A 23168-nucleotide genomic window follows, 5' to 3' on the forward strand; every position below is an offset into this window, starting at 1 on the left:
CAAAAAGTGGCGTGATAATTTTCCGTTGGTTTTTTAAGCAAACAAATAATCATAAATATCAACCACAACCTGACGGAAAACTATATGCGCTACTCTCTCATCATCGCTGGGGGCTTATCGCTGCTCAGCTCAATCACCCAGGCTTACAGCATCAGCAATTTATATGATGCCAGCACCAACGGCAGTGGTTGGGCGGGTGAGACGGCAAACTCCCATATCATCGCCACACCCGGTGCAACACCCGGCACCAATGAGTGGTTTTCACGTTACACACTGGGTAACGGCGATGCTGCTTTCAATATCGATGCCGATATTCTTGGCCTGTTTAAAAATGCCCCTTTGCAGAACACCTCGGGTGCCAGTTTGTCGGCGGCTTCTGAATCGGTGCGGGTCACCTTCCTTGGCACCGGTGCGGCGCGCAACTCGGTCTTGTTCCTCGCCCAGCAGGGTAATGAGTTGCTGGATAGCGCGGCATTCTGGAACCCGGTATACGCCAGCGGCGGCACCAATAACCTGACGAGTTACAACCCGGTGAGCGATAGCAATCGCTTGTTTGAAACCCGTGGCGGTTGTGAATACGCCCAAGCCAAAGCGGGCAATAGCTGCGTACCGGATAATCTGGGGCAGTCGCGGGTGATCTCCGGTTTGGCCGCGGGTGACAGTCTGGTGTTTGGCTTGCAAGCCTTGGTACTGCACTACAACAGCGACAACATCCATTACCCCAATACCAATTACTTTTTCAGTGGCGATGCGGCCAACAACCGCGATAGCCGAGGCTGGAATGACGGGCAGGTGCATACCAAGATATTGAACCTGGGAAGTAACCGCTATCTGGTCGGCTTTGAGGATATCTGGGGCGGCGGCGACCGCGACTTCAATGACAACATCTTCCTGTTTGAAGGCGTTGTTGCGGATATCCCCATCCCACCCTTGGTTCCGGTCAGTGAACCTTCCAGTTTGCCGTTGTTGGGAATGTTGCTGGCGGGGCTTTTGTGGCTGCGCCGCAGACATCCGCAATAACCCGTGATCTGATTAGTCAGTGCCAGTATTGGCACTGACGTGCGTTGTGTTGGTGTTGTGTGATCCTTCCTTTATACCGCTCTGTTATAGAGATCTGTTGTTAAGCGATACGTTTGGTTTTTTCCCTTCCGTTTTTGTTATCCCTGCTTTTCCGTTAATCGTCTTATCGGCATGTTTGTGCGCGCTTTGGGTGAATTTAGTCTATGGTGATAGGTGACTTATGGTTCATTTGACTTTATTGTGTCAGTATTTCCACCGGTGCGCCCAGATACTGCAAACGAAAGCCTGCCGATTAGGGATATTTTTTGCCCCGGTTTATTAGCGCTTTAGGTAAAGAGCGCAAAGTGGGGCGCTGGAAACCAATTTCTATAGATAAAATCGCCATGTGATCTCTTCACCCGGACGTGAATTTATGCCCGAGTGAAGGATTGGGGGACAATAACAAATAATGAGAAAACACTATGACGACTACCGGCAAGCAAATCGATGGAACCCTGATGGATATCAGTGAAGATTCCGAACGTAAATACCGCGCACCGGCTCTGGAAAAAGGGTTGGATATTCTGGAGTTACTCGCGCGCAACTCATCTCCTATGACGACATCGCAGATGGCCGTCGCCCTTGGGCGCTCAGTCAGCGAGCTGTTCCGCATGGTGCTGGCATTGGAGTATCGCGGGTTTATCACCCAGATGCCCGATGGCCGCGATGGCTACATGCTCACCAATAAACTGTTCACCTTGGGTATTTCCCAGGGCACTGCCAAGACTCTGTTGGAAATTGCCCTGCCGGTGATGAAAGAGCTGACCCGCGAACTGGGGCAGTCTTGCCATTTGGTGGTGCCTTCCGGTGACCAGATAGTGGTGGTGGCTCGCCTTGAAAGCCCGATGGATCTTGGATTCTCGGTGCGTGTTGGCTACCGCCGCCGCTTGATCGATACCAACTCGGGCGCGCTTTTGTACGGCTTTGCCTCGCCGGATGTTCAGGCTGGCTGGTTGCCCTTGCTGTCGGCCACGGTTGATCTGGAGCGGATTGAGCGCTTTTTGGCCAAAGCACGCAAAGGTGTCGAGCAGGGGTATATCCAGCTGGCCAGTGATTTTGTTGATGGCGTGACCGACTTCTGTGTGCCGATTGTAGGTGTTCATGGCGCATCTGCGGTGTTGATCATCCCGTTCATTCACATCAAGTCACAGGCAATTACCACCGAGCGGGTATTGGACAGGTTGCTGCAGGCTGCGGAAAAAATCTCCCAGGGCTTGGTGGATTAATCGCCAGTATTGGTTGATCCAGGCGATTGAAAAAACGGCTGTAACGGCCGTTTTTTTATGGGTGCAAAATGAAAAGGTGTTATTGACTATATGTTAATATATATGATATTTCAGTAAACTCAGTTTGATCTGCAACACCTATCCTAATGATAAAAAACCGATACACACCCTGACACTACTAGAGATAAGACCCATGAAAAAACGCTATTGCATGGCCGGTATCGGCTTCATCGCCGCCGCATTTTTGGTTGGATACACCCCAGCGTTTGCAGCGCAAAAAACCAATATCAACCTTGCCAGTGGCGAGCCGCAAAATATTAATGTGTATGTGCATCGTCCACTGGAGCCATGGCATATCTTTATTGAAAATTATGAGCAGCAACAAATGTTAAGCGGTGCCTCTGCTGCGCTGCCAAAAGGCGATGTAAAAGTACAAACCGCTGATAAAGATGCGCAGGCAGATGCCTTGGTCTTCAACTGGAAAGACACCTGGCGCGGCGGCATGACATTGGAATCCGGTGAGCCATTGAATTTGTCGGCGCATATGAATAGCGGCGTGTTGGCATTGGATTTAAAAATTAATGAGCTGGCCAAAGGCGGCGTGTCTTTCAAAATGGAATGCCAAAAAGAAGGCTGTGACCGCGTGGTGCCGTTCACTATGGCTGCGCGCGAATTAATTGGCAAAGGCTGGCAAAAAATTTATGTACCGCTGAGCTGCTTTAAACAAGAGAGCGATAACTTCAGCGCGACCACTATGCCCTTCGCACTGGAAGTGGGTGGTGCCGGTGAAGTGGCGGTTGCCAATGTGCAATTGCTTATCCAAACACCGAAAGATGTCACCTTGGCAAGCTGCCCGGATTACAAAACCGTATCGGTTACGCCCGGCATGTTAAATGAGTGGTGGTCAATTGATTGGTGGTTGCCGCGTCACGAACAAAAATTGGCCGATGCCAACGCGATCAAAGCTAACGGCGGAAAAATTGATTTACTGTTTATCGGTGACTCTATTACCCAAGGTTGGGAAAAAGAAGGCGCAACTGTGTGGCAACAGCACTACGCCAAACGCAACGCTTTTGCGATTGGCTTTGGCGGCGACCGCACTGAAAATGTGCTCTGGCGTTTGCAGCACGGCGCAGTAGAGAATATGTCGCCCAAGCTAGTGGTCATGATGATCGGCACCAACAACACCGGCCATCGCCATGAAAACCCGGCTACGACTGCCGCTGGTATTAAAAATTTGTTGGGCGAATTACAGCAGCGTTTGCCGGATTCAAAAATTTTATTGTTGGCTGTATTCCCGCGCGATGAAAAGCCCGATGGCCACTTGCGCCAAATCAATAACGGTGTGAATGCGATTATCAAAAATTATGCGGACAACAAAAAAATCTTCTTTGCCGACATCAACTCTGTGTTCTTAACCAAAGACGGAGTTCTGCCAAAAGAGATCATGCCGGATTTGTTGCATCCTAATGAAAAAGGTTACGCACTTTGGGCTGAAGCACTTGAGCCGCATTTGCAAAAACTGCTCAAGTGAGATTGCTTAAAAAATTGATATTGATTTAAACATACAGATCGGCGCTTTGTGCGCCGATTTTTTTATGGAGCTTGCATGTGATTAGAATCCTGACATTTACCCTGCTGTTACTCTGCATCAATATCCATGCAGTTGCCGATCAATCTCACCGCCTTTGGTATAACCAGCCCGCTAGCCTGTGGGAAGAAGCACTGCCCTTGGGTAACGGGCGCTTGGGCGCGATGGTGTATGGCAATCCCGCCAATGACAGCATCCAATTAAATGAAAATACCTTTTGGGCGGGTGGCCCTCATAACAATCTTAATCCTGCTGCGCTGCAGGCATTACCGGAAATTCGCCGCTTGATTGCTACAGGTGAACACAAAGCAGCGGAGGCGCTTGCGGCAAAAACAATTACCAGCCAGGGTGCTCATGGCATGCCTTACCAAACCGCCGGGAATTTGCACTTGGAATTTCCTGCGCATCAACACTACAGCCATTATTACCGCGAGCTGGATATTAGCAACGCGGTTGTGACGACGCGCTATCAGGTGAACGATGTTGTGTTTACCCGCGAAGTATTCAGTTCGTTTGTGGATCAGGTGGTAGTGGTGAAATTAAGCGCGAGTAAACCTGCGCAGCTGAATTTCAGTGCTCACTTAACACATCCTTCCAAGCCTGTTTTTACGCAAGAAAATGCCAATACTCTTGCGATGCAGGTGCAGTCATCTGATCACGAAGGCATTAAAGGGCAAGTCAAACTGGCATCACTCATGAATGTCAGTGCACATGGTGGAACTATTGTTCAGCGCGATCAGCGTATCGAGGTCAGCAATGCAGACTCTGCGATTATCCTGATTTCAATGGCGACCAATTTTGTAAAGTACAACGATATCAGTGCAAACGCGATGACACGTGCACGCGGCTTTTTAGCGCAGGCAACATCACAGTTCGATAATCATCAATATGCTGCACGCAAACAGGCGCACAGCCATTTTTATCAACAGTATTTTAATCGCGTCAGTCTTGATTTGGGTAAGAGTGCATTCGCCAACGAAAGCACCGACCAACGCATCCGTTTATTTGCAACGCGTCATGATCCGGAATTGGCGGCGCTGTATTTTCAGTTTGGTCGCTATTTACTAATTTCGTCGTCACAACCCGGTGGCCAACCTGCGAATTTGCAAGGCTTATGGAATCATCGGCAAGATCCGCCCTGGGACAGCAAATACACACTCAATATTAATGCTGAAATGAATTACTGGCCTGCAGAAGTTACCAATTTAAGTGAACTGCATGAACCGCTGATTACCATGACCAAAGAATTGGCGATTACCGGGCAAGAGAGCGCTAAAAAAATGTATGGCGCGCGCGGTTGGATGGCACACCACAATACCGATATTTGGCGTATTACCGGCGGCGTAGATTACACCTGGGGTTCATGGCCAACGAGTAATGCCTGGTTGAGCCAACACCTGTGGGAAAAATATTTGTACACGGGCGATAAAGATTATCTGGCGGATGTGTATCCGGTAATGAAATCGGCTGCAGTTTTTTTTGAAGATTTTTTAATTGAATCGCCCGACAAAAAGTGGCTGATCGTTTCACCTTCTATGTCGCCGGAAAATGAAGCCAAAGCGTCGGGCACCAAAATTGCCGCCGGTGTCACCATGGATAACCAGCTGCTGTTTGATTTATTCAGCAATACCATTGCGGCTGCGCGTATTTTAAGTGAAGATAAAAAACTGGCTGAAGATAAAAAACAAATCGCCACTTGGGAAAAAATCCTCTCGCGTTTACCGCCAATGCAAATTGGACAATACCACCAGTTACAAGAATGGCTGGAAGATTGGGATAATCCGCAAGACCAGCATCGCCACGTTTCACATTTATATGGGCTTTACCCGAGCAACCAAATATCGCCCATTCGCTCGCCAGAATTATTCAGTGCTGCGCGTGTGAGCATGGAACAGCGCGGTGATCCTTCGACGGGTTGGTCCATGAATTGGAAAATCAATTTGTGGGCGCGCTTATTGGATGGTGACCGCGCGTTTAAATTAATGCGCGACCAAATCAAACCGGCACTCACGCTCGATGGCAGTGTGAACGAAAGCGGTGGTACTTACCCGAATATGTTTGATGCACATCCGCCGTTCCAAATTGATGGTAATTTTGGTTTCACCTCGGGCATGGCAGAAATGCTCGCACAAAGCCACGACGGTGCGGTGCATTTATTGCCTGCATTGCCACAGGCTTGGCCGCAGGGTGAAGTAAAAGGCTTGGTCATGCGCGGCGGTTTTGTGGTGGATATGCGCTGGGCGAATGGCCAAATCAGCCAACTGAAAATCCATTCGCGCTTGGGCGGCAATTTGCGCTTGCGCACCCATTCCCCTTTGCCACCTGCCAATGCGTTTAAGGTAAAAAAAGTCACGGGCGCAGCGAGAAATCCTAATCCGTTTTATCAGCAAGCGCAGATCAAAAAGCCACTCAAACACACGAACAAAACGATACCTGCGCTCAGCCTGGATAATACCTACTTGGTGGATATTACTACGCAGGCCGGGCGCGATTATGTGTGGAGTAATTAAACTATTGTTGATACTGCAATCTTGTTACCGCGATATTTTTACAGGAACATTTTGACTGCAACACCGAGAACTGCACAAATGCCCAGCACTTTGATGATGCCCAGCTTCCAATAAAATAACAGCGCACTGGCGATCACACCGATTGCCAGTGCAATCCAATCCAATTGTGCCAACCAACCGGATTCAACGCCCTGCGGCCAAAGTGTGTGGTACGCAAAAAATAAAGCGAGGTTAAGAATCACACCAACAACCGCGGCGGTAATGGCGGTGAGTGGTGCAGTGAAGTGCATATTGCTTTGGGTAGATTCCACCAAAGGGCCGCCTGCAAGAATAAAGATAAACGAGGGTAAAAACGTAAACCAGGTGACGAGTGTTGCGGCAATCGCCCCAGCTAAAAACACATGCTCACTGCCCAGAAATTGTTGGCTATAGGCACCCACAAATCCAACAAAGGCAACCACCATAATTAATGGTCCCGGTGTGGTTTCACCCAGCGCCAGGCCGTCCATCATTTGTGCGGGAGTAAGCCATTGGTAGTGGGTGACAGCACCTTGATAAACATAAGGCAGCACTGCATAAGCGCCACCAAATGTCAGTAGTGCAGCCGTGGTAAAAAACCACGCCATTTGGGTAAAGCCATGTTGCCAACCAAACACTGTTCCTAATAACAGCATGGGAATTATCCACAACAATAATCCGCAACTGATTACGGCAATTAAACGGCGGGGGCGGAATTTTGCATGTTCCGGCGTTGGGGGTTCGTCATCGATAATGGCGGCACCGTAATTTTTTTGGTTGGCTTGGTGTTTGGCGCTGGCATTAAATAATTGCGGCGCAAATTTTCCACCGAGCCAACCAATAACACCTGCTGCCAATACAATAAAGGGGAAGGGCAGGTGCAAGGCAAAAATCGCAACAAAAGCGGCGGCAGCAATTCCCCATAGCCAATTATTTTTTAAGCTGCGCGAACCAATCCGGTGTGCGGCCTGCACCACAATCGCAGCCACAGCGGGTTTGATACCGTAGAAAATGCCTGCGATTAATGTCAGATGTCCGTAAGCGATATAGAGCCAGGACAAGAAAATTAAAATAAACAACGACGGTAATACAAACAGTGCGCCTGCAATAATTCCCCCCCAGGTGCGGTGCATTAACCAGCCAATGTAAGTCGCCAGTTGTTGTGCTTCTGGTCCTGGCAACAACATGCAGTAATTGAGTGCATGCAGAAAACGCTTTTCAGAAATCCAACGGCGCTGCTCCACTAATTCCTGATGCATGATAGCGATTTGCCCGGCGGGCCCGCCAAAACTGATAAAACCTAATTTCAACCAAAATTTTATTGCTTGCCATAAGTTAACAGCGGGAGGTGGAGTATCCATTTATAAACGCCTTGCAATAGTTTTGTCATAAAACCGCATCATAGCAGACACGCTTTCCGTATCTGAAGATGCAAAGCCTCCTGTTTTATTGGTGTATGGTGATGTCACTACGCTGTCATATTCTCGTCATATAGTGCTGGCCTTTATTGATGGGTGGTTTGTGCAATGCAAATCGCTCATTGTTTTTTGATGGCCTGCAGAGAATGTCTATGTCCCCTAAATCCCATAAACACATGCATTACAACGTCGCCTTGGTTGATAAATTATGGAATTTAAAACGGTTGTGTGAAGCCCATTTAAAAATGCACATCCCCTTAAATATGGTGTTGAAGGATGAAGAATATCGCACCGAGTTGTTGGAAAAAGCCTTATCTGCAAATAACGATGAGCTGACCCAATTGGTGTGGGAAGTGCGGCAAATGGAAGATGCCATAGTGACTGCTACCCACACTGGCGATGAATTCAAACCACGTAAAAAAACACGCGGCGGCATTAAATTAAATGCACTTTCAGCGGTGGCCTGCTCGCTGTTGCTCATTCTGGGGGGCTATTTATTGCGGTCTTTTTTGCCGTTGGATGCTGGTGAAGTGTTTGTATTGCAAGCCATCACCGAAACGCGAGTGAAATCGGCGGTCGCTCCCACTGCACCTGTTTATGTGCCGGGTACGCCACTGGTGCGTGCGGGTAAGCCGCTATTTCGTGTGCATGGTTCAAATACTGTGGGCGAAAAATTAACGCCGCGCTTGGTTGAATCCTATTTAATGGCTCGCGGTGCAACGGATATTAAAACCGAACAAGGCAGGACTCCCACCGAAAAAGCGGTAACGGCACAGCTCAACGGGCGTATCGAATTTATTGAAATACATGCACATGGTTCAAGCACAGCGTTTACCGATTTGTTACAGGGCAAAGCGGAATTGGGTATGTCATCGCGTCGTATCAAAGAACAGGAGCGCGAGCTACTACTGGCCAAAAGTGGTGATTTAACCGAGCCTGGCAGTGAACATATTATTGGGCTCGATGGTTTGGCGATAGTTGTGAATACCAAAAACCCTGTTGGCCAACTTTCTATTCCGCAGTTAGTAAAAATATTTTCCGGCGAAATTACCAATTGGTCTGAATTGGGTGGAACCGATTTACCCATCACGCTGTATGCGCGCGATGAAAACTCCGGCACATGGGATTCATTTAAAAGTATGGTGCTCGATTCTTCCTCTGCAAGTTTGGCGCTTACCGCAAAACGGTTTGAGTCCAGTACCGAGTTATCTGATTCGGTAGCCAAAGATGAAGGCGCGATAGGGTTTATTGGTTTGCCTTATGTGCGCCGCGCAAAATTGTTGGCGATATCGACAACCAAAACCTCCAAGGCTATTTTGCCGACTCACTTTACTGTCAGTACCGAAGACTATCCGCTATCACGCCGTTTGTATTTTTATCTGCCACAAAAAAATATCAACAATGAGGCGGAAGAGTTTGTGAAATTCAGCGCAACTGAGCGCGGGCAAAGTATTGTGGAAGACATAGGTTTGGTATCGCAAAATATTAAAACCGGTCAGCCGTTTAACAATAATTTTTATCCGGAAGAAATGCGCAGCTTGACTGCGCGTTCGCAGCGCTTGTCGATCAATTTTCGTTTTAAAGATGGCAGTGATGAATTGGATACCAAAGGTATATCTGACCTTGACCGTTTGGTGAAATATGTTGAAGTGAATTCGCCCAGACGCGTCCAGTTGTTTGGATTTTCTGATAGCGAAGGCGATAAAGCAGAAAATATTGAGCTATCGCTGCGCCGAGCCCAGGTGGTTGAACAACATTTGATTGCTCGCGGGATTTATCCTCTGGTTGCACGCGGCATGGGGGAGGCAGCGCCTCTGGCGAGCAGTAAATCAGAAGAAGGGCGCAGGATGAACCGCCGTGTTGAGGTGTGGATTTTATGATCCAGCCCCCGAGTCCCTCACCCTGGCCCTCTCCCAGAGGGAGTTATGCATTTAGCTCCCCTCTTCCCTAAATGGGAGAGGGCATACCTTTTCCCCCCCTCTCCCTCTGGGAGAGGGGTTGGGGGTGAGGGCAAAAGGCTGGGGTGAAAATAGGGCTATTTCGTTTTGAAAAACTCCATCATCTGCTGCAGTTGTAACGCTTGGCTGGTGAGTTCTTCCGCCGTTGAGTAAAGCTCTTCCGCCGATGAAGAATTTTGTTGGGTGGCAATACTGATTTGGGAAATCGCGGTAGTGATTTGGTTTGCGCCTGAGGTTTGTTCATCGCTCGCAGCAGAAATTTCTTGCACCAGGTCTGCCGTTTTACGGATCTCGGGCACTATGGTGTCCAGTAATTGACCTGCGCTTTCCGCTAGCTTCACTGAACCACCGGCCAGTTCACCAATTTCTTTTGATGCTGTTTGGCTGCGCCCTGCGAGTTTACGCACTTCACTGGCCACTACCGCAAAACCGCGCCCGTGTTCACCGGCTCGCCCTGCTTCAATTGCCGCGTTTAAGGCGAGCAAATTTGTTTGATAGGCGATGTCATCGATCACGCTAATTTTTTGTGCAATTTTGCGCATTGCATCAACGGTATTTTTAACCGCATCACCTCCCTGTTTTGCTTCAGCTGCGCTTTTGCTGGCAATATTGTCAGTGACTTTTGCGTTGTCATTATTCTGCCCAATCGATGCCGTAATTTCTTCCATCGCTGCACTGGTTTCTTCAATGCTCGCTGCTTGCTGGGTTGCTGCTTGGCTCAGTGATTGAGCGGTTGCACTCAGTTCTTCGGATGCGGATGAAAGGGAATCGGCAGTGGAGCGTACATCGCCAATAATTTCTGACAAGCGCGTAACCATTTGCCGAATGGCAAACAAAATACTGCTTTGGTCATTTGCATGTGTTTTTACCTGCACCGATAAATCGCCCTGTGCAATCCGGTAAATAATATCCGCGGTATAGTTAGGTTCGCCGCCCAATTGTTTGAGCAAGCTGCGGGTAATCAGGAAACTTAAAATAATCGCTACGAGAATACTGCTGATAATAATGATGCTGTTCAGCATCAGGGTATTTTCATAGCGTTGGGTGGAAAGGTCGTATTCCTGTTTGGCAATTTGCACCTGAAATTTATTGAGCGCGGTGAATACCTCATTCAGTGGATCAAAAATAGGGTAGATGCCTGTTTGGGTAAATTGATTGACCGCATCGATATTGCCGTTGGCATACCAGGTTTTTAAATCAGCCAATTGCGCATGGGTACGATCAATTAATGGTGTGGCTTGTTTGATTAAGCGTTTCTCTTCATCCAACAAATAGGTCGTGAGATAGTGTTCCCATAGTTTGTCTGTTGCTGGCAGGGTTTCATTGGTGATTTGCAGGGCTTCTTGCGGGGTGATTAAACCTTTGACGGTTTTTTGCGGGACATCGACCAGAATGAGCGCAAAATTATCGATCACTTCTTTTAAATCGCGCATGGGTTCAACCCGGTCAAGATAAACGGTGCGCATGCCCTGATTGGCATCGCTCATTCCCTGTATCCCCAAACCTCCGATAACAATCATGAGTATGACCAGTGTGCTTGCCAAAATGGCCAGACGTACCGCGACTTTTGTATTGCTAAACATGACTAACTCCTTATTGTTGTACCGGTCCCATTCGGCCAGAGATTGGCTCATACCGGTTGGCGTATGCCTGTGGATGTGTTGGCGGGCTGCTAACGTTAGTTGATGACTGAACTAGGCTCAATTTGTAAAGAGTTGTAATGAACCTTAGTCAGCAAGGGGGTATTTGTCAAAAACGGGAGGGGGAGCGAGGAGTGGAACTACTCTGTCTGGTGACCGATTGGCGAGTGCTGATCAGCTTTTACTGAGCAGCCACTCTTTGGCGAGGTTGATGTCATTAAACATTTTGCCAAAGCTAATCGAGCGACTGGCGAGTACATCGTACACAAATTGTGTGGTTTCCCGGGTGCGGGGGTTTTTATCCACCCACGCAAATTTGTACTTGGTGGTAATGCCTACTTTTTTAAAAATAGCGGGGTGGTCAAACGCTTCCAGAGTCGTAACTGAGTCAAGCAAATACTGCTCGCCTAACACCTTGAAACACTGGTGAGCCTCACAGGCGTGAGCGACTTGTTGCCAGAATGCGACGGCATTTTCATAGTTGCCAATACCGCGCACTTCTATATGAAGATAATCGCCGTGCGGTGTGACTTTTACATCGATATTCATGGGTTACTACAACTCCAATAACTATTTGTTGCGTAAATCGGCAAGCAGTTTTCCTGCCGCGAGAATCTCTTGCTCATGTTCCGGTTCGCGCCAGGTTTCTTTTAAGCCGCTGGCATACCAGTCTTGCATCGCAGGTACATTGAGCAAGCGTGTCAAGTAATCCTGTGCCGGTCCGGTTAATGGCAATCCATAGGTTTGGAAACGAAAGGCGACCGGAGCAAAAAAGGCATCTACTGCGGTGAAATACGCACCTGCTAAAAATGGCCCCCTAAAGGTTTGTAAACCTTGGTTCCATAATTCATTAATACGCTGGATATCCCGCTCCAGACCAGCGCTGATCGCATGCAGTTGAATGCGATGGCCGCAGCTCATGCCGCAGGTGTTGCGCAGGGTTTGGAAACCTGAGTGCATTTCCGCACTGGCTGAGCGAGCCCACGCACGGGCAGCCTTATCTGCTGGCCAAACCTGCGGATAAGTTTCTGCAATATATTCAACAATCGCGAGCGAATCCCACACAGTTTGATCGCCATCTTGCAAACAGGGAACACGTCCGTTGGGTGAAAAATGGCGATACGAATTCCAACTACCGCCTGCATCCAAGGGATGTATTTGCTCCTCAAACGGAATATTCAGTGTGCGCATCAATACCCAAGGGCGCAGTGACCAGGACGAGTAATTTTTGTTGGCAATATGCAGGGTGAACATCGGGCAAACTCCTTGTGTGATGTGGACTTGTTGCTGGCGGATGATGCGTGAAAAATTAACACAAATGCGTGTGCAAACCCGAAACATTAACCATTGCTAACAAAAAGACGCGCTAACAAAAAGCCAGCGTAAGGCTGGCTTTTATCATTACAGTGAAGCGATTGCGTTCAGGCTCCAATCAATTGCCTCGCGATAATAATCGGCAGGCAATAAATCACCCAGTAACACCAGGGTTTCGCGCACTTCGGTGATGTTGCTGCTGACGATATTGATGTGACCGACTTTGCGGCCAACACGCACGTCTTTTCCATACCAATAGACACGCGCGCAAGGCAGGTCGCGCCATTGTGGATTGTAGTCAGTACCAATCAAATTGATCATCACGTTATGGCCAACCACTTGCGGCTGGGGCGTTGCCATATTGGCAACGGCGCGCAGGTGATATTCAAATTGGCTGATGCTCGCACCGGCTTGTGTCCAGTGGCCGGAATTGTGTACGCGCGGTGCCAATTCGTTAATCAATAATTGGTCGCCTACGCGAAAAGTTTCCATCGCCATCACGCCCACGTAATCGAGCGCGTTGAGAATTTTACCTAGCATCTCTTCCGCTTGCGCCTGCAGTGGTTGCAAACGCGCAAGTGGCGCAACAGACGCGTAGAGGATGCCATTCAAATGCAGGTTCAAGGTGAGCGGATAAAACACGCATTCACCTTGTTGATTGCGCACGCCGACTAACGAGACTTCTTCATCAAAATTGATCGCCTGCTCGGCGATAGCTTCACCTTGCCAGTCATCAGGCACTTGATCATCATCGGTGCGCAGCCAGTGTTGGCCGCGGCCATCGTAACCGCCAGTGCGGCGCTTCAACAGCACGCGCTCGCCCAGTTGGTCGCGCAATTCGTTAGCGGTAATGTCGTTACATACGTTGCGCCAGGGCGCAGTGGCAATGCCGAGTGAATCGATCAATTCTTTCTGGGTTTTGCGGTCTGCCAAACGCCCGAAGACGTTTTGGTTGATAAAGCGAGGGTGTTCGGCAAGTGCATGGGTCACTAGTGTTTCCGGCCATTGCTCGCGCTCGGCCGTCACTAAATCAGTGGGGGCCAATGCCGGAGCAGTGGCTTCATTAATATCGACCGGGCATACATCCAGTGCCAAAGGCATACCGGCGTGTTTTAACATCGCACCTAATTGGCCTGCACCCAAAACCCAAATACGTTGACTCATGCCTAACCTCAACTTACTGATCGCGAGGATCAGGATTATCCAAAACCGCTTGGGTCTGGTCGTGGCGGAATTGTTCGATCTTGATCGCCAGTACCGGATCGGTCACTGCCAGAATCTGGCAAGCCAGCAAACCGGCATTAAACGCACCCGCTACACCAATTGCCAAGGTGCCGACTGCGACGCCTTTTGGCATCTGTACGATGGAATACAGGCTATCGATTCCGCTCAGCGCCTTGCTTTGTACCGGAACCCCCAGTACGGGCAAGCGCGTATGCGCAGCGACCATACCCGGTAAATGCGCTGCACCACCGGCACCGGCGATAATAACGGCATAGCCATTCTCAACCGCTGACTCGGCAAATTCAGTGAGCTTTTGCGGGGTACGGTGCGCAGACACCACCTCAGTATGGTACTCAACACCCATCTGCTCCAGTATTTCTACCGCCGCCTGCATAGTGGCCCAATCACTCTTGGAGCCCATAATCACCGCAACTTTTCTAGCCATAGCACTTGCCTGAATCTGAATGAAAGTTCGCTCAAAATGTGAGCCGGAAACGGAAAAAAGGCGCGCATATTAGCATGATGACGGAGGGATGCCGAACTCATTCTTGACCCAGTCTTGCTGGATGGATAAACAAATGGCTAAAATGATCAAAATGATTGTATTAATTAAAGTGATCAATATGAGGATCTGTCATGGAAACCCTAACTGCCAGCGATGCCAAGCGTGAATTTGGCGATCTTCTCTTAAAAGCTCAAAGTGCGCCCGTTGGCATTAACAAAAATGGAAAGCCAGTAGCGGTGATGCTCTCCTATGCCGAATACGAGCAGCTTGCCGCCTATAAAACCGAGCAACTTAAAGCACAGATTCAGCAAGGTATTGCGGATTTGGACGCTGGTCGCATCGCAAGCGGAAATACCGTGCTTGAGCGTCTACGTCAGCGAGTAAAATGATGCCCAACTTTTATTTCACGGAGCAAGCCGAAAAGGATTTGGAAGCGATTATCGATTTTACCTTTCAACGTTGGGGTCTAGCGCAGTCGCATAACTATATAGATGATCTGGAGTCACTTGCCCAGATACTCGCGGAAAATCCTCTGCTGGGTACTGAGCGCGAGGAGTTGTCTCAAGGATTGCGCAGTTTTCCTTATCAAAGCCATTTGCTTTTTTATGTGTTGCGAAAAGACGGAATCGCGATTGTGCGTGTGTTGCATACGAGTGTGGATGTGGCGCGGTATTTTTAACCCGCCTAGGATATTTGGATGTCAGTTATAACTTTCGCGGCCGCATAACCGCTTCCTCATGGAAAAGGCTGGCACCTCAGCTTCGAAAGGCTTTGTTGGCTTTCAAAAATAATGGTTTGAATACGTAGGGCAGTTATGTTCTAGATTTCAACTCCATGCAAAAATATGTTCTTCACAAAAACAAGTCGGGCATTGCTGCCCAACTTACTCTACTACTTCTTACATCCCACCCATCACTCCCACCATCCAGTGATAAACCGGAATCCCCAGCAACACATTCAACGGAAAAGTCACGCCCAGCGCTGCAAAAATTGCGAGGCCGACATCAGCTTCTTTAATGGCGGCTTGGATTGCGGCGGGCGCGGCAATGTAAGAGGCGCTGGCGGTGAGGGCGGCGAGGATCAGTACGCTGCCTTGCGGTAAGCCGAGGGCGATACCTGCAGTCATGCCGACCAATGCCAATCCGAACGGTGCGATGAGCGCGAAGCTGACCAGTTTCCAATGCTGCCAGGGGAAAGGCGCTAAATGACGTGAGGCGCACACGCCCATTTCCAACAAAAACAGTGCGAGCAAGGCTTTAAAGGCTCCAAGAAATAATGGGGCTATGTCTTTGCTGCCGTCGGGGCCGTAGAGGTAGCCGATAATCACACCGCCGGTTAGCAAGACTACGCCGCGGCTGGTGATTGCCTCGTGCCAAATACCTTTCATGCTGGTGCCCGTGCCTGTCGCTTTTTTATAAAGCAGGATTCCCACCACAATCGCCGGCAACTCCAGCAATACCAGATAAAGCGTGGTCTGTGGGGCGATGCTGAGGTTGTTGGCTTCGGCAAATGCAAGCGCTACCGCAAAGGTGCCGGCGCTGGCAGAACCATAGTGTGCGGCGATACTGGCGCTGTTGGCACTGCTGAGTTGAACCCATGCGCGCAGCAGCGGGTAGAGAGCGAGCGGAATAGCGATGCCAAGCAGGACGACCGTGATCACTTCGGGCAATAACTGCCAATGCACATTGCCATGTAAGGCGAGGCCGCCTTTCAGCCCAAGGGTCAGCATGAGCAGGATACTGAGCGTGTCGTAAGCGGCTTTGGGTACTTTTAAATCGGATTTGGCGACACCGGCGATAACGCCGAGCAGGAAAAACATAACAACGATATCGGGCATGGTGAACTCCAGCGGTAGAAACTGCAGTTATTGTCGCGATTTAATGAAATAGACGATAATTAATGTTTATGTAATTAAATATAGATAATTGTCTATATTGAGGGAAAAGGTGCATATCCATGAATATCCGTCATCTAACGTTTCGGCTGTTGCAGGTCTATATCGCCGTGGTTCGCACCGGGTCTATCTCGCAAGCGGCGGCGCAATTGCATCTCACCCAGCCAACCGTTTCCCTGCAAATCAAACGTTTGACCGAGGCGGTAGGCGATGTGCTGTTAGAAGTGCGCGATGGGCACTACCAACCGACGTTTGTCGGGCAGGAGCTGTATCACGCGTCGCTGGATGCGCTCACGCGCTTTGAAGACTTTGACAGTTTTTTGAGTGATGCCGCCTTGGGGCGCAAAGGGCATTTCAGTATTGGTGTGGTGACTACCGCGCAATATGTGTTGCCGCGTTTGCTCAGCCCCTATGCACAGCAATATCCCGGGGTGGATGTGACATTTAATATCGGCAACCGTGGCAGTGTGTTGCAGCGCTTCCAAAACCAGTTGGATGATTTGTATTTATTTAGCCATCCCCCTACCGGCGACCATGTAGTGAGCGGCCGTTTTTTGCGTAACCCTTTGGTGTTGATTGCGCCTTTGCATCATTGGGCCGCGCAGAAAAAAAGTGTGCAATTTGCAGAGCTTGCGGACGAGCGCTTTTTAATGCGCGAACCGGGCAGTGCGACGCGCATGATGTTTGAAAATTGGTTGCGTGAAAATAATATTCAGCTGCATAAAACCTTGCAGATTGAAAGTAACGAAGTGATCAGGATGAGTGTGGAAAGCGGCTTGGGGTTGGCGGTGTTATCAGAACATACGCTGGCGCAGGCGAATACCAAAGTGGCAATTATCAATGTGCAGGATTTTCCACTCACCAGCCATTGGTATTTAGTGCGTCACGGCGACCGCCGACTCCCTGCTGCCGCCTCGAATTTTATTGATTTCATGAATACCCATTTGGATCAATGGGTGGAAGAAAAATACATCCGCAATGAGCTTTCCGTTTTACTCGGCAGCCACTGATTTTTCTGTGCGCACAATAATAGGGTAATGGTCGGATGGGTATAAGTTGTTATACAGCGTTGTATCGACTGCATGGCTTAATACCTTGAGCTTTTTGGAAACAAAAATGAAATCGATTTTGTTGTCAGTTTCAGTATTCTCACCAAATCCATTAAAAGTTTTGTTGCCACCGGTTGCAGGTGTTGAAGAGGCTTTTTCAGCATCTGTTAAAAAACTGTTCATGATTTCGTAGGTTTTAGAATCCGCTTTGCAGTTGAAATCACCCGTAACAATCACCGCGGTTTGTGCATCCACTTTTGCTATTTCTGCCTGCAATAATTTTGCACTTTCCTGCCGCGCGGTTTCGCCTTCATTATCAAAATGCGCATTAAAAATTGCGAGGGTATTTTTACTGGCTTTATCGAGCAGTTGCGCCACTGTCAGTGTGCGTCTGTAGGTTGCATCCCACCCGCGTGACGGTTGTTGCGGTGTTTGTGACAGCCAGAGTGTTTTCTGGCTCTGTAAGCTGAGGCGCGCGGTGCGGAATAAAATAGCAGTGGTTTCACCTTTATCCCTGCCGTCGTCGCGCCCTACACCTATCCAGGAATAATCGTCCAACATTTCTACCAGATCTTCCACCTGATATAACTCTGCTTCTTGCAAACCAATCACATCCGGGTTGTGCGTTTTAATCAAATGCGCAACCAGATATTTACGCTTTTTCCAATTGTTCGGATTCTCCGCTGCTTCACACGCGCCGCAGCGAACGTTGTAGCTCATCACGTCCAACGTTTGGCTGTGTGCATGAAAGCTGATGGAAAAAACGCATAATAGTAAACTGGCTGCAAGGTATTTCATTAGCGGTTCCCCGTGAGTAAATAATCTGGCGGTCGATGTTGAAATAATCACTATAGATTATGGCTGCTTCAGGCTCACATCTTTCATATCATTCATCGCCTGACTTTGTGATTCAATTAACTCATCACCCTGTTGGTCGATAAACAGCACTGCCAGATTATTATCGTTGGCAACTTTCAAACCCTCGCTGCTGCCCATACACAAGAGTGCAGTTGACCAGGCATCGGCAATCGTCGGATCGGGGTGGAGGATGGCAACCGATACCGTGTTGTGCTCAACCGGTTTGCCGGTGCGTGCATCCAAAATATGGCTGTAGCGTTTGCCGTTACTATCAAAGTAGTGGCGGTAGGTGCCCGATGCCATAAGTGCCATAGGCGCACCGCTATCGAAGCTGGCGATTTTGTGCATCTTGCGTTCATTTGGCAGTGGCTTTTCCATTGCAATTTTCCATGGCTCGCCATTGGGTTTTTTGCCATTGATTTTTAGTTCACCACCGATTTCTACCAAATAATTTTCTACGCCGTATTGCTCCAATACTTTAACGATTTGCCCTACGGCATAGCCTTGGCCGATGGATGAAACATCAATTCGCAATGTGGGAATTTTTTTGCGCAAATGGGTGGTGTCTACCGTTTCAAGATTGTCCAGCCCGATAATCGCCATGGTCTCTGCAAGTGCAGCATCACTTGGCGGTGTGAATTCATCTTTTTTAAATCCCCATAAATCAAACAGCGGTTTAATGGTGAGGTCGTAACAGCCATGGCTTGCACGATGGATAACGCGCGCAGTCTCGACCAATGACACCAATTCTGCATCGGCCTCCAATACGTCGGTGGTTTGCTGTGCGTTAAAGACTTCGATTTTGGAGTCATCGCGATAATTGGATAACGCCAAATCCATGCGCTCCAGTTCATCACTCACGGCTTTTTCTATGGTGGCGATATCGGCCGTTGTGGTTGCAGGCAGCTGAAATGTGAGGTTATAGGTAGTGCCCTGCGCATAGCCGGAAATTTTACTCAGCTCCGGCGTTTTGCTACAGGCGATGGTGAGTGCGCAAAGTGCGCCTATCAAGCTGCGATACATCAGGCTCATGGTTATACATCTCTCAAGTCAAAGTAAGTGATCCAGAACAAACAGGGCGGCATTATAGCTTGCTAGACTATGGATAGACTGTTTGGATAAGCCGCTTTTGTGTTTTTGTCACTGCGGCCATTTTCTGGCTCAGATACTGCTTGGTGTTTTATTCGCATTCATTGAGCCCATATTATCTGGATTGGTTTATGCCCCATCGCGCCCATTTATTTTCGCTACGTCTTGCCCATGCCTTGCGAGAGGCTTGTTTTGCTGAGAAATACGATGCGCCGCGTTTTACGCGCGATTTATTAGCGGGTATTACCGTCGGTGTTATTGCAATTCCACTGGCAATGGCACTCGCCATTGCCAGTGGTGTGCCGCCGCAATACGGTTTGTACACCGCCATCATCGCCGGCTTTTTAATCCCGCTACTGGGTGGTTCGCGTTTTAGTATTTCTGGTCCTACTGCTGCGTTTGTGGTCATCCTCTATCCCATCGCACAACAATATGGCTTGGGTGGTTTGCTGGTGGCGAGTGTGATGGCCGGTGGCATTTTGGTGGTGATGTCACTGCTGCGGTTGGGGCGCTTGATTGAATATATCCCTGAGGCAGTTACGCTCGGCTTTACTGCCGGTATTGCGGTGGTGATCGCTACTTTGCAAATCAAAGATTTTTTTGGTTTGCAATTGCCACACATGCCTGAACATTATTTGGAAAAACTGTGGTTGTTAATTCAAAGCGTGCCGGATTTTTATTGGCCGAGTTTTGTTGTCGCCGCTGTAACGCTTGCCGTGATGTTGTTATGGCCGTTATTGAAACTACCTGTCCCGCCACATTTGCCTGCGTTGATTGTGGGAACGTTTGCTGCGTTATTACTGAATCAATCCGGCTTTTCGGTTGATACGATTGGCTCGCGCTTTTCCTACACTTTGGCCGACGGCACCACCGGCTTTGGTATTCCGCCGCAGTTACCGCAATTTGAATGGCCCTGGTTACAAGCAGGTGCAAATGGCGAATCGATTCAATGGAATCTGCATGTGTTGCAGGATTTACTCGCTGCCGCGTTTGCGATTGCCATGCTCGGCGCAATTGAATCGTTATTGTGTGCGGTGGTGTTGGATGGTATGTCCGGTAAACGCCACAGCGCCAACAGCGAATTATTGGGACAGGGCATTGCGAATATAATTACGCCCTTTTTTGGTGGCATTACTGCAACGGCGGCGCTCGCGCGTTCAGCTGCGAGTATTAAAGCGGGTGCAGAATCACCTATTGCGGGAATGGTTCATGCGCTGGTGGTTTTGCTCGGTTTGGTAGCGCTCGCACCGCTATTAGCGTATTTGCCGATGCCTGCAATGGCGGCGCTATTGGTGATGGTTGCCTGGGGAATGAGTGAAGCACACAAGGCCGCACATTTAATGAAAACCGCACCGCGCGGCGATATTTGGGTGTTTATCACCTGTTTTGCGTTAACCGTGTTATTCGATATGGTGATCGCGATCACTGCGGGTATTGTGCTCGCAGCGCTCTTGTTTATGAAAGAAATTGCCGCTATGACCCATGTGGATGATGTGACCGATGCAGGGCGAGTGGACGATAAAAAATTACCGGAAAACTGGCGCGCATTCAGCATTAGCGGGCCATTATTTTTTGCCGCGGCGGATCGCGTTTTTGGTGAACTGTCAACGCTGTGTACCGAACAGCAGCACATTATCCTTTCATTAAAAGAAGTGTCGCTATTGGATGCGGGTGGTTTGTCGGCGCTGGAAAAGCTAATTGCTAAATGTGAAAAAAATAATACCGAATTAATCCTGACGGACATTCCCAAACAGCCACTCAGTACACTTGCGCACGCCAATATCAAACCGGTCAAAGGCGTGCTGCGTTTTTATTTAACGTTGGCTGAGGCTCGCCGGGTGGTTGTCGAAGGCCATTGATGTTGGATTGTCACTACACCAATTGTTTTGCGCCTTAATACCGCCATCGGGAGATGAATAGCCGATACATCCGAGCAGGCTATCAAAAATTTGTTCATGATGCGGTAGGAAGTTATTGTCTTCGCGTTTTTTCAGATTAGCGATGAGTTGTTGGTTCTGCGGTTGTGCGATGAACTTATCGGATGTCCATACCAAAAACGGCACGCGGAATTGTTCGGGTGGAGCCAATTCTTTCGGTGTTGCATGAAAGTGACTGTTTTCACCGATGGACTCACCGTGGTCGGGTACATAAAACACCAGCGCATTTTTATCACGCAATTTATCGAACACTGTTTTCAGCATGTGATCCACATAAAGCACTGTGTTATCAAATGAGTTGACCAGTTGCTCGCGGCTACAGGTGTCGTCTATATCCATGCATTCCGGTGTAAAACGTGCGAACTCGCGTGTATAGCGCTGGCTGTACAGATGATGTGAACCTTTGGTGTGCAACACCACCAGATGTTTTCCCTGTTTATATTTATGAATGGATTTTTCCAACTGATCCACCAGTAGCATATCGTCAATTGGACGTTTGCTGTGGGCATATTGCGAGGCAATGATTTCACGGATTTCATAACTGTTGGCATCCAGACTGGAATAAAACCAGGCTTCACTTTGCATACCAAATAATTCCGAGGTAAAACCTAATTTGCGCATCACTGCGAAAACATTACGCTCTTTAAGCGTGCGTTGATCGTCGTCTGCGGTGCCGTTTTCACGCACAAACATACAGCGCAATGACAGTTTGGTAGCGGTATCGCAAGAGGTTCCGCGCAAAGCAATCAGATTCGGTTCTTGTGATAACAAAGGCGTTGTATTGCGTTCATAGCCAAATAAACCCATGTGATCCCAGCGCGTTGTTTCACCAATTACAAACACGACAAATAAGTCATCGAGTGTGCCTGGCGGTTGGTAGGTGAAATGCTTGCTAGGGTCGAATAGCTGTTTGTTGCTCTTATCCTCTTTACCGAGTTGGTGTACGTAAATGGCGAGGCTGGCAATCCAATTGGTGGGCAGATACGAATGCGCAATCACACCGCCAATACTAGCCGTGTATTGATTATTTTTACGTGCCTGGTTTTCGGTGAGGTGAACAATGGTTTTTATACAAAGATTCACCGCCAGCAAACAACACAGAATCGGAATACTGCGGCGGGCATAGTATTTGAGAGAAGAATAGCCAAGAGAAGCATATTCAGGCGGCATGTGTTTAATACCGCGCATTCGCTGATAAATACTGCTAGAGAGCGGCGTACACCACAACAGCACTACCGGTACAATCCCAGTGAGTGTCCACCATAGAAAGAATTCGTGGCCGAGTGCTTCACCATTTAAATCAGTATCCAGCGTGAGGGTGGAAACAATCACACCATAGCCAATCACCACGTTGAAAAAAATCATGTAATAACTGGCGGCAGCAGAGACAAGCAGGGTAAAACTGGCGAGTGTTTTGTAAAGGGTTTGGCCAAACAGGCTGAAGGCGCTGATAAGCAGATAACAAAACCCCACCAATGCAATGGCGGAGAGCAACGCAGAGGTGATCTCTAATCCGCCACCTGCCATGGCATTGCGCATCAGATTAGCACTGTTGAGTGCGAGGCCTATGTAGAGGCTTAGTGCCAGCGACATCTGCCGCTGGCTTAAACAGGGTAGGGATTTCATTATTATTATCCACAAGGATCAATAGTTGATTGTTACAGAACGGGCTCTGGTGAAGCGCTAATCCTTGTGAGGTTATCAGGCGTAAATTAAGTCAAACTTAAATTCGCGTTAACAATACTTTCCAATTTATTGAGGCATTTATCACTCGTGCTGTGAATCGTCCTCACCGCCAAACTCCACCAATAGTGCCTGAACGAAGTTCTTCAGTTCAAGCGCTATAATCGCAAAGTCTGCGTCAAATTGTTCTGCTCT

General features: G+C 48.7%; 19 protein-coding genes. 9 read left to right on the top strand and 10 right to left on the bottom strand.

Translation table 11 applies throughout. The features are described 5' to 3' along the window. Nucleotides 1-84: 84 nt before the first annotated feature. The 4 genes from VC28_RS00535 (at nt 85) to VC28_RS00550 (ending at nt 6386) form a co-directional block, all read left to right on the top strand. Nucleotides 85-1020, top strand: a complete 936-nt coding sequence (locus VC28_RS00535; RefSeq protein WP_049628946.1) for a DUF4114 domain-containing protein — start codon at nt 85-87, stop codon at nt 1018-1020. Between the two features lie 461 nt (nt 1021-1481). Continuing rightward, nucleotides 1482-2285 carry an IclR family transcriptional regulator gene (locus tag VC28_RS00540; protein WP_049628947.1) on the top strand — a complete coding sequence of 268 codons (804 nt, stop codon included), beginning with the start codon at nt 1482-1484 and terminating at the stop codon, nt 2283-2285. Between the two features lie 193 nt (nt 2286-2478). Next, entirely contained in the window at nt 2479-3819 is a 1341-nt protein-coding gene (locus VC28_RS00545; RefSeq protein ID WP_049628948.1) for a putative glycoside hydrolase, read from the top strand. 77 nt (nt 3820-3896) lie between these two features. Beyond that, nucleotides 3897-6386, top strand: a complete 2490-nt coding sequence (locus tag VC28_RS00550; protein ID WP_082191344.1) for a glycoside hydrolase family 95 protein — start codon at nt 3897-3899, stop codon at nt 6384-6386. 38 nt (nt 6387-6424) lie between these two features. Here the strand turns inward: VC28_RS00550 and chrA are convergent, their stop codons facing one another. After that, complete coding sequence (gene chrA, locus VC28_RS00555) at nt 6425-7765, bottom strand: chromate efflux transporter (RefSeq protein WP_049628950.1); 1341 nt, start codon at nt 7763-7765, stop codon at nt 6425-6427. Between the two features lie 209 nt (nt 7766-7974). Here chrA and VC28_RS00560 point away from each other — a divergent pair, with 209 nt between their 5' ends. Next, complete coding sequence (locus VC28_RS00560; protein ID WP_049632056.1) at nt 7975-9702, top strand: phosphate ABC transporter substrate-binding/OmpA family protein; 1728 nt, start codon at nt 7975-7977, stop codon at nt 9700-9702. A 155-nt stretch (nt 9703-9857) separates the two neighbouring features. Here the strand turns inward: VC28_RS00560 and VC28_RS00565 are convergent, their stop codons facing one another. The 5 genes from VC28_RS00565 to purE all read right to left on the bottom strand — a co-directional run bounded on the left by VC28_RS00565 (nt 9858) and on the right by purE (nt 14403). After that, nucleotides 9858-11363 carry a methyl-accepting chemotaxis protein gene (locus VC28_RS00565; protein WP_049628951.1) on the bottom strand — a complete coding sequence of 502 codons (1506 nt, stop codon included), beginning with the start codon at nt 11361-11363 and terminating at the stop codon, nt 9858-9860. Between the two features lie 231 nt (nt 11364-11594). Continuing rightward, nucleotides 11595-11969 (bottom strand): hypothetical protein, encoded by a 375-nt coding sequence (locus tag VC28_RS00570; protein ID WP_049628952.1) that lies wholly within the window; start codon nt 11967-11969, stop codon nt 11595-11597. A gap of 21 nt (nt 11970-11990) precedes the next feature. Further along, on the bottom strand, nt 11991-12674 hold the full coding sequence (locus VC28_RS00575; protein ID WP_049628953.1) for a glutathione S-transferase family protein: 684 nt from the start codon (nt 12672-12674) through the stop codon (nt 11991-11993). Between the two features lie 147 nt (nt 12675-12821). Further along, nucleotides 12822-13898 carry a 5-(carboxyamino)imidazole ribonucleotide synthase gene (gene purK, locus VC28_RS00580; protein WP_049628954.1) on the bottom strand — a complete coding sequence of 359 codons (1077 nt, stop codon included), beginning with the start codon at nt 13896-13898 and terminating at the stop codon, nt 12822-12824. A 13-nt stretch (nt 13899-13911) separates the two neighbouring features. Further along, on the bottom strand, nt 13912-14403 hold the full coding sequence (gene purE, locus VC28_RS00585; RefSeq protein ID WP_049628955.1) for a 5-(carboxyamino)imidazole ribonucleotide mutase: 492 nt from the start codon (nt 14401-14403) through the stop codon (nt 13912-13914). A gap of 191 nt (nt 14404-14594) precedes the next feature. Here purE and VC28_RS00590 point away from each other — a divergent pair, with 191 nt between their 5' ends. Both VC28_RS00590 and VC28_RS00595 read left to right on the top strand, forming a co-directional pair. Then, nucleotides 14595-14852, top strand: coding sequence for a type II toxin-antitoxin system Phd/YefM family antitoxin (locus VC28_RS00590; RefSeq protein WP_049628956.1), 258 nt, complete (start codon nt 14595-14597; stop codon nt 14850-14852). Further along, nucleotides 14849-15142, top strand: coding sequence for a type II toxin-antitoxin system RelE/ParE family toxin (locus VC28_RS00595; protein ID WP_049628957.1), 294 nt, complete (start codon nt 14849-14851; stop codon nt 15140-15142). Before VC28_RS00590 ends, VC28_RS00595 begins: the two co-directional genes overlap by 4 nt. A gap of 219 nt (nt 15143-15361) precedes the next feature. On the opposite strand, the gene VC28_RS00600 is transcribed toward VC28_RS00595, so the two are convergent. Continuing rightward, the gene (locus VC28_RS00600; protein WP_049628958.1) at nt 15362-16300 is read right to left on the bottom strand and encodes a sodium-dependent bicarbonate transport family permease; all 939 of its coding nucleotides are present in this window, start codon (nt 16298-16300) and stop codon (nt 15362-15364) included. Between the two features lie 119 nt (nt 16301-16419). Here VC28_RS00600 and VC28_RS00605 point away from each other — a divergent pair, with 119 nt between their 5' ends. Continuing rightward, the gene (locus VC28_RS00605; protein WP_049628959.1) at nt 16420-17367 is read left to right on the top strand and encodes a LysR family transcriptional regulator; all 948 of its coding nucleotides are present in this window, start codon (nt 16420-16422) and stop codon (nt 17365-17367) included. Here VC28_RS00605 and VC28_RS00610 read toward each other — a convergent pair. Then, on the bottom strand, nt 17350-18204 hold the full coding sequence (locus VC28_RS00610) for an endonuclease/exonuclease/phosphatase family protein (RefSeq protein WP_049628960.1): 855 nt from the start codon (nt 18202-18204) through the stop codon (nt 17350-17352). The genes VC28_RS00605 and VC28_RS00610 overlap by 18 nt on opposite strands. A 57-nt stretch (nt 18205-18261) precedes the next feature. After that, on the bottom strand, nt 18262-19296 hold the full coding sequence (locus VC28_RS00615) for an FAD:protein FMN transferase (protein ID WP_049628961.1): 1035 nt from the start codon (nt 19294-19296) through the stop codon (nt 18262-18264). A gap of 188 nt (nt 19297-19484) precedes the next feature. On the opposite strand from VC28_RS00615, the gene dauA reads away from it, so the two are divergent. Continuing rightward, on the top strand, nt 19485-21212 hold the full coding sequence (gene dauA / locus VC28_RS00620) for a C4-dicarboxylic acid transporter DauA (protein WP_049628962.1): 1728 nt from the start codon (nt 19485-19487) through the stop codon (nt 21210-21212). On the opposite strand, the gene eptB is transcribed toward dauA, so the two are convergent. Further along, complete coding sequence (gene eptB / locus VC28_RS00625; protein WP_049628963.1) at nt 21168-22916, bottom strand: kdo(2)-lipid A phosphoethanolamine 7''-transferase; 1749 nt, start codon at nt 22914-22916, stop codon at nt 21168-21170. The two genes, dauA and eptB, sit on opposite strands and share 45 nt — an antisense overlap. Nucleotides 22917-23168 lie beyond the last annotated feature (252 nt).

It is taken from the genome of Cellvibrio sp. pealriver (assembly GCF_001183545.1).
Lineage (GTDB): Bacteria > Pseudomonadota > Gammaproteobacteria > Pseudomonadales > Cellvibrionaceae > Cellvibrio.

Bases quoted from the DNA above. Each gene is read 5' to 3' on its own strand.
- VC28_RS00535 (WP_049628946.1), top strand. From the start codon at position 85: ATGCGCTACTCTCTCATCATCGCTGGGGGCTTATCGCTGCTCAGCTCA.
- VC28_RS00540 (WP_049628947.1), top strand. From the start codon at position 1,482: ATGACGACTACCGGCAAGCAAATCGATGGAACCCTGATGGATATCAGT.
- VC28_RS00545 (WP_049628948.1), top strand. From the start codon at position 2,479: ATGAAAAAACGCTATTGCATGGCCGGTATCGGCTTCATCGCCGCCGCA.
- chrA (WP_049628950.1), bottom strand. From the start codon at position 7,765: ATGGATACTCCACCTCCCGCTGTTAACTTATGGCAAGCAATAAAATTT.
- VC28_RS00560 (WP_049632056.1), top strand. From the start codon at position 7,975: ATGTCCCCTAAATCCCATAAACACATGCATTACAACGTCGCCTTGGTT.
- VC28_RS00565 (WP_049628951.1), bottom strand. From the start codon at position 11,363: ATGTTTAGCAATACAAAAGTCGCGGTACGTCTGGCCATTTTGGCAAGC.
- VC28_RS00570 (WP_049628952.1), bottom strand. From the start codon at position 11,969: ATGAATATCGATGTAAAAGTCACACCGCACGGCGATTATCTTCATATA.
- VC28_RS00575 (WP_049628953.1), bottom strand. From the start codon at position 12,674: ATGTTCACCCTGCATATTGCCAACAAAAATTACTCGTCCTGGTCACTG.
- purK (WP_049628954.1), bottom strand. From the start codon at position 13,898: ATGAGTCAACGTATTTGGGTTTTGGGTGCAGGCCAATTAGGTGCGATG.
- purE (WP_049628955.1), bottom strand. From the start codon at position 14,403: ATGGCTAGAAAAGTTGCGGTGATTATGGGCTCCAAGAGTGATTGGGCC.
- VC28_RS00590 (WP_049628956.1), top strand. From the start codon at position 14,595: ATGGAAACCCTAACTGCCAGCGATGCCAAGCGTGAATTTGGCGATCTT.
- VC28_RS00595 (WP_049628957.1), top strand. From the start codon at position 14,849: ATGATGCCCAACTTTTATTTCACGGAGCAAGCCGAAAAGGATTTGGAA.
- VC28_RS00600 (WP_049628958.1), bottom strand. From the start codon at position 16,300: ATGCCCGATATCGTTGTTATGTTTTTCCTGCTCGGCGTTATCGCCGGT.
- VC28_RS00605 (WP_049628959.1), top strand. From the start codon at position 16,420: ATGAATATCCGTCATCTAACGTTTCGGCTGTTGCAGGTCTATATCGCC.
- VC28_RS00610 (WP_049628960.1), bottom strand. From the start codon at position 18,204: ATGAAATACCTTGCAGCCAGTTTACTATTATGCGTTTTTTCCATCAGC.
- VC28_RS00615 (WP_049628961.1), bottom strand. From the start codon at position 19,296: ATGAGCCTGATGTATCGCAGCTTGATAGGCGCACTTTGCGCACTCACC.
- dauA (WP_049628962.1), top strand. From the start codon at position 19,485: ATGCCCCATCGCGCCCATTTATTTTCGCTACGTCTTGCCCATGCCTTG.
- eptB (WP_049628963.1), bottom strand. From the start codon at position 22,916: ATGAAATCCCTACCCTGTTTAAGCCAGCGGCAGATGTCGCTGGCACTA.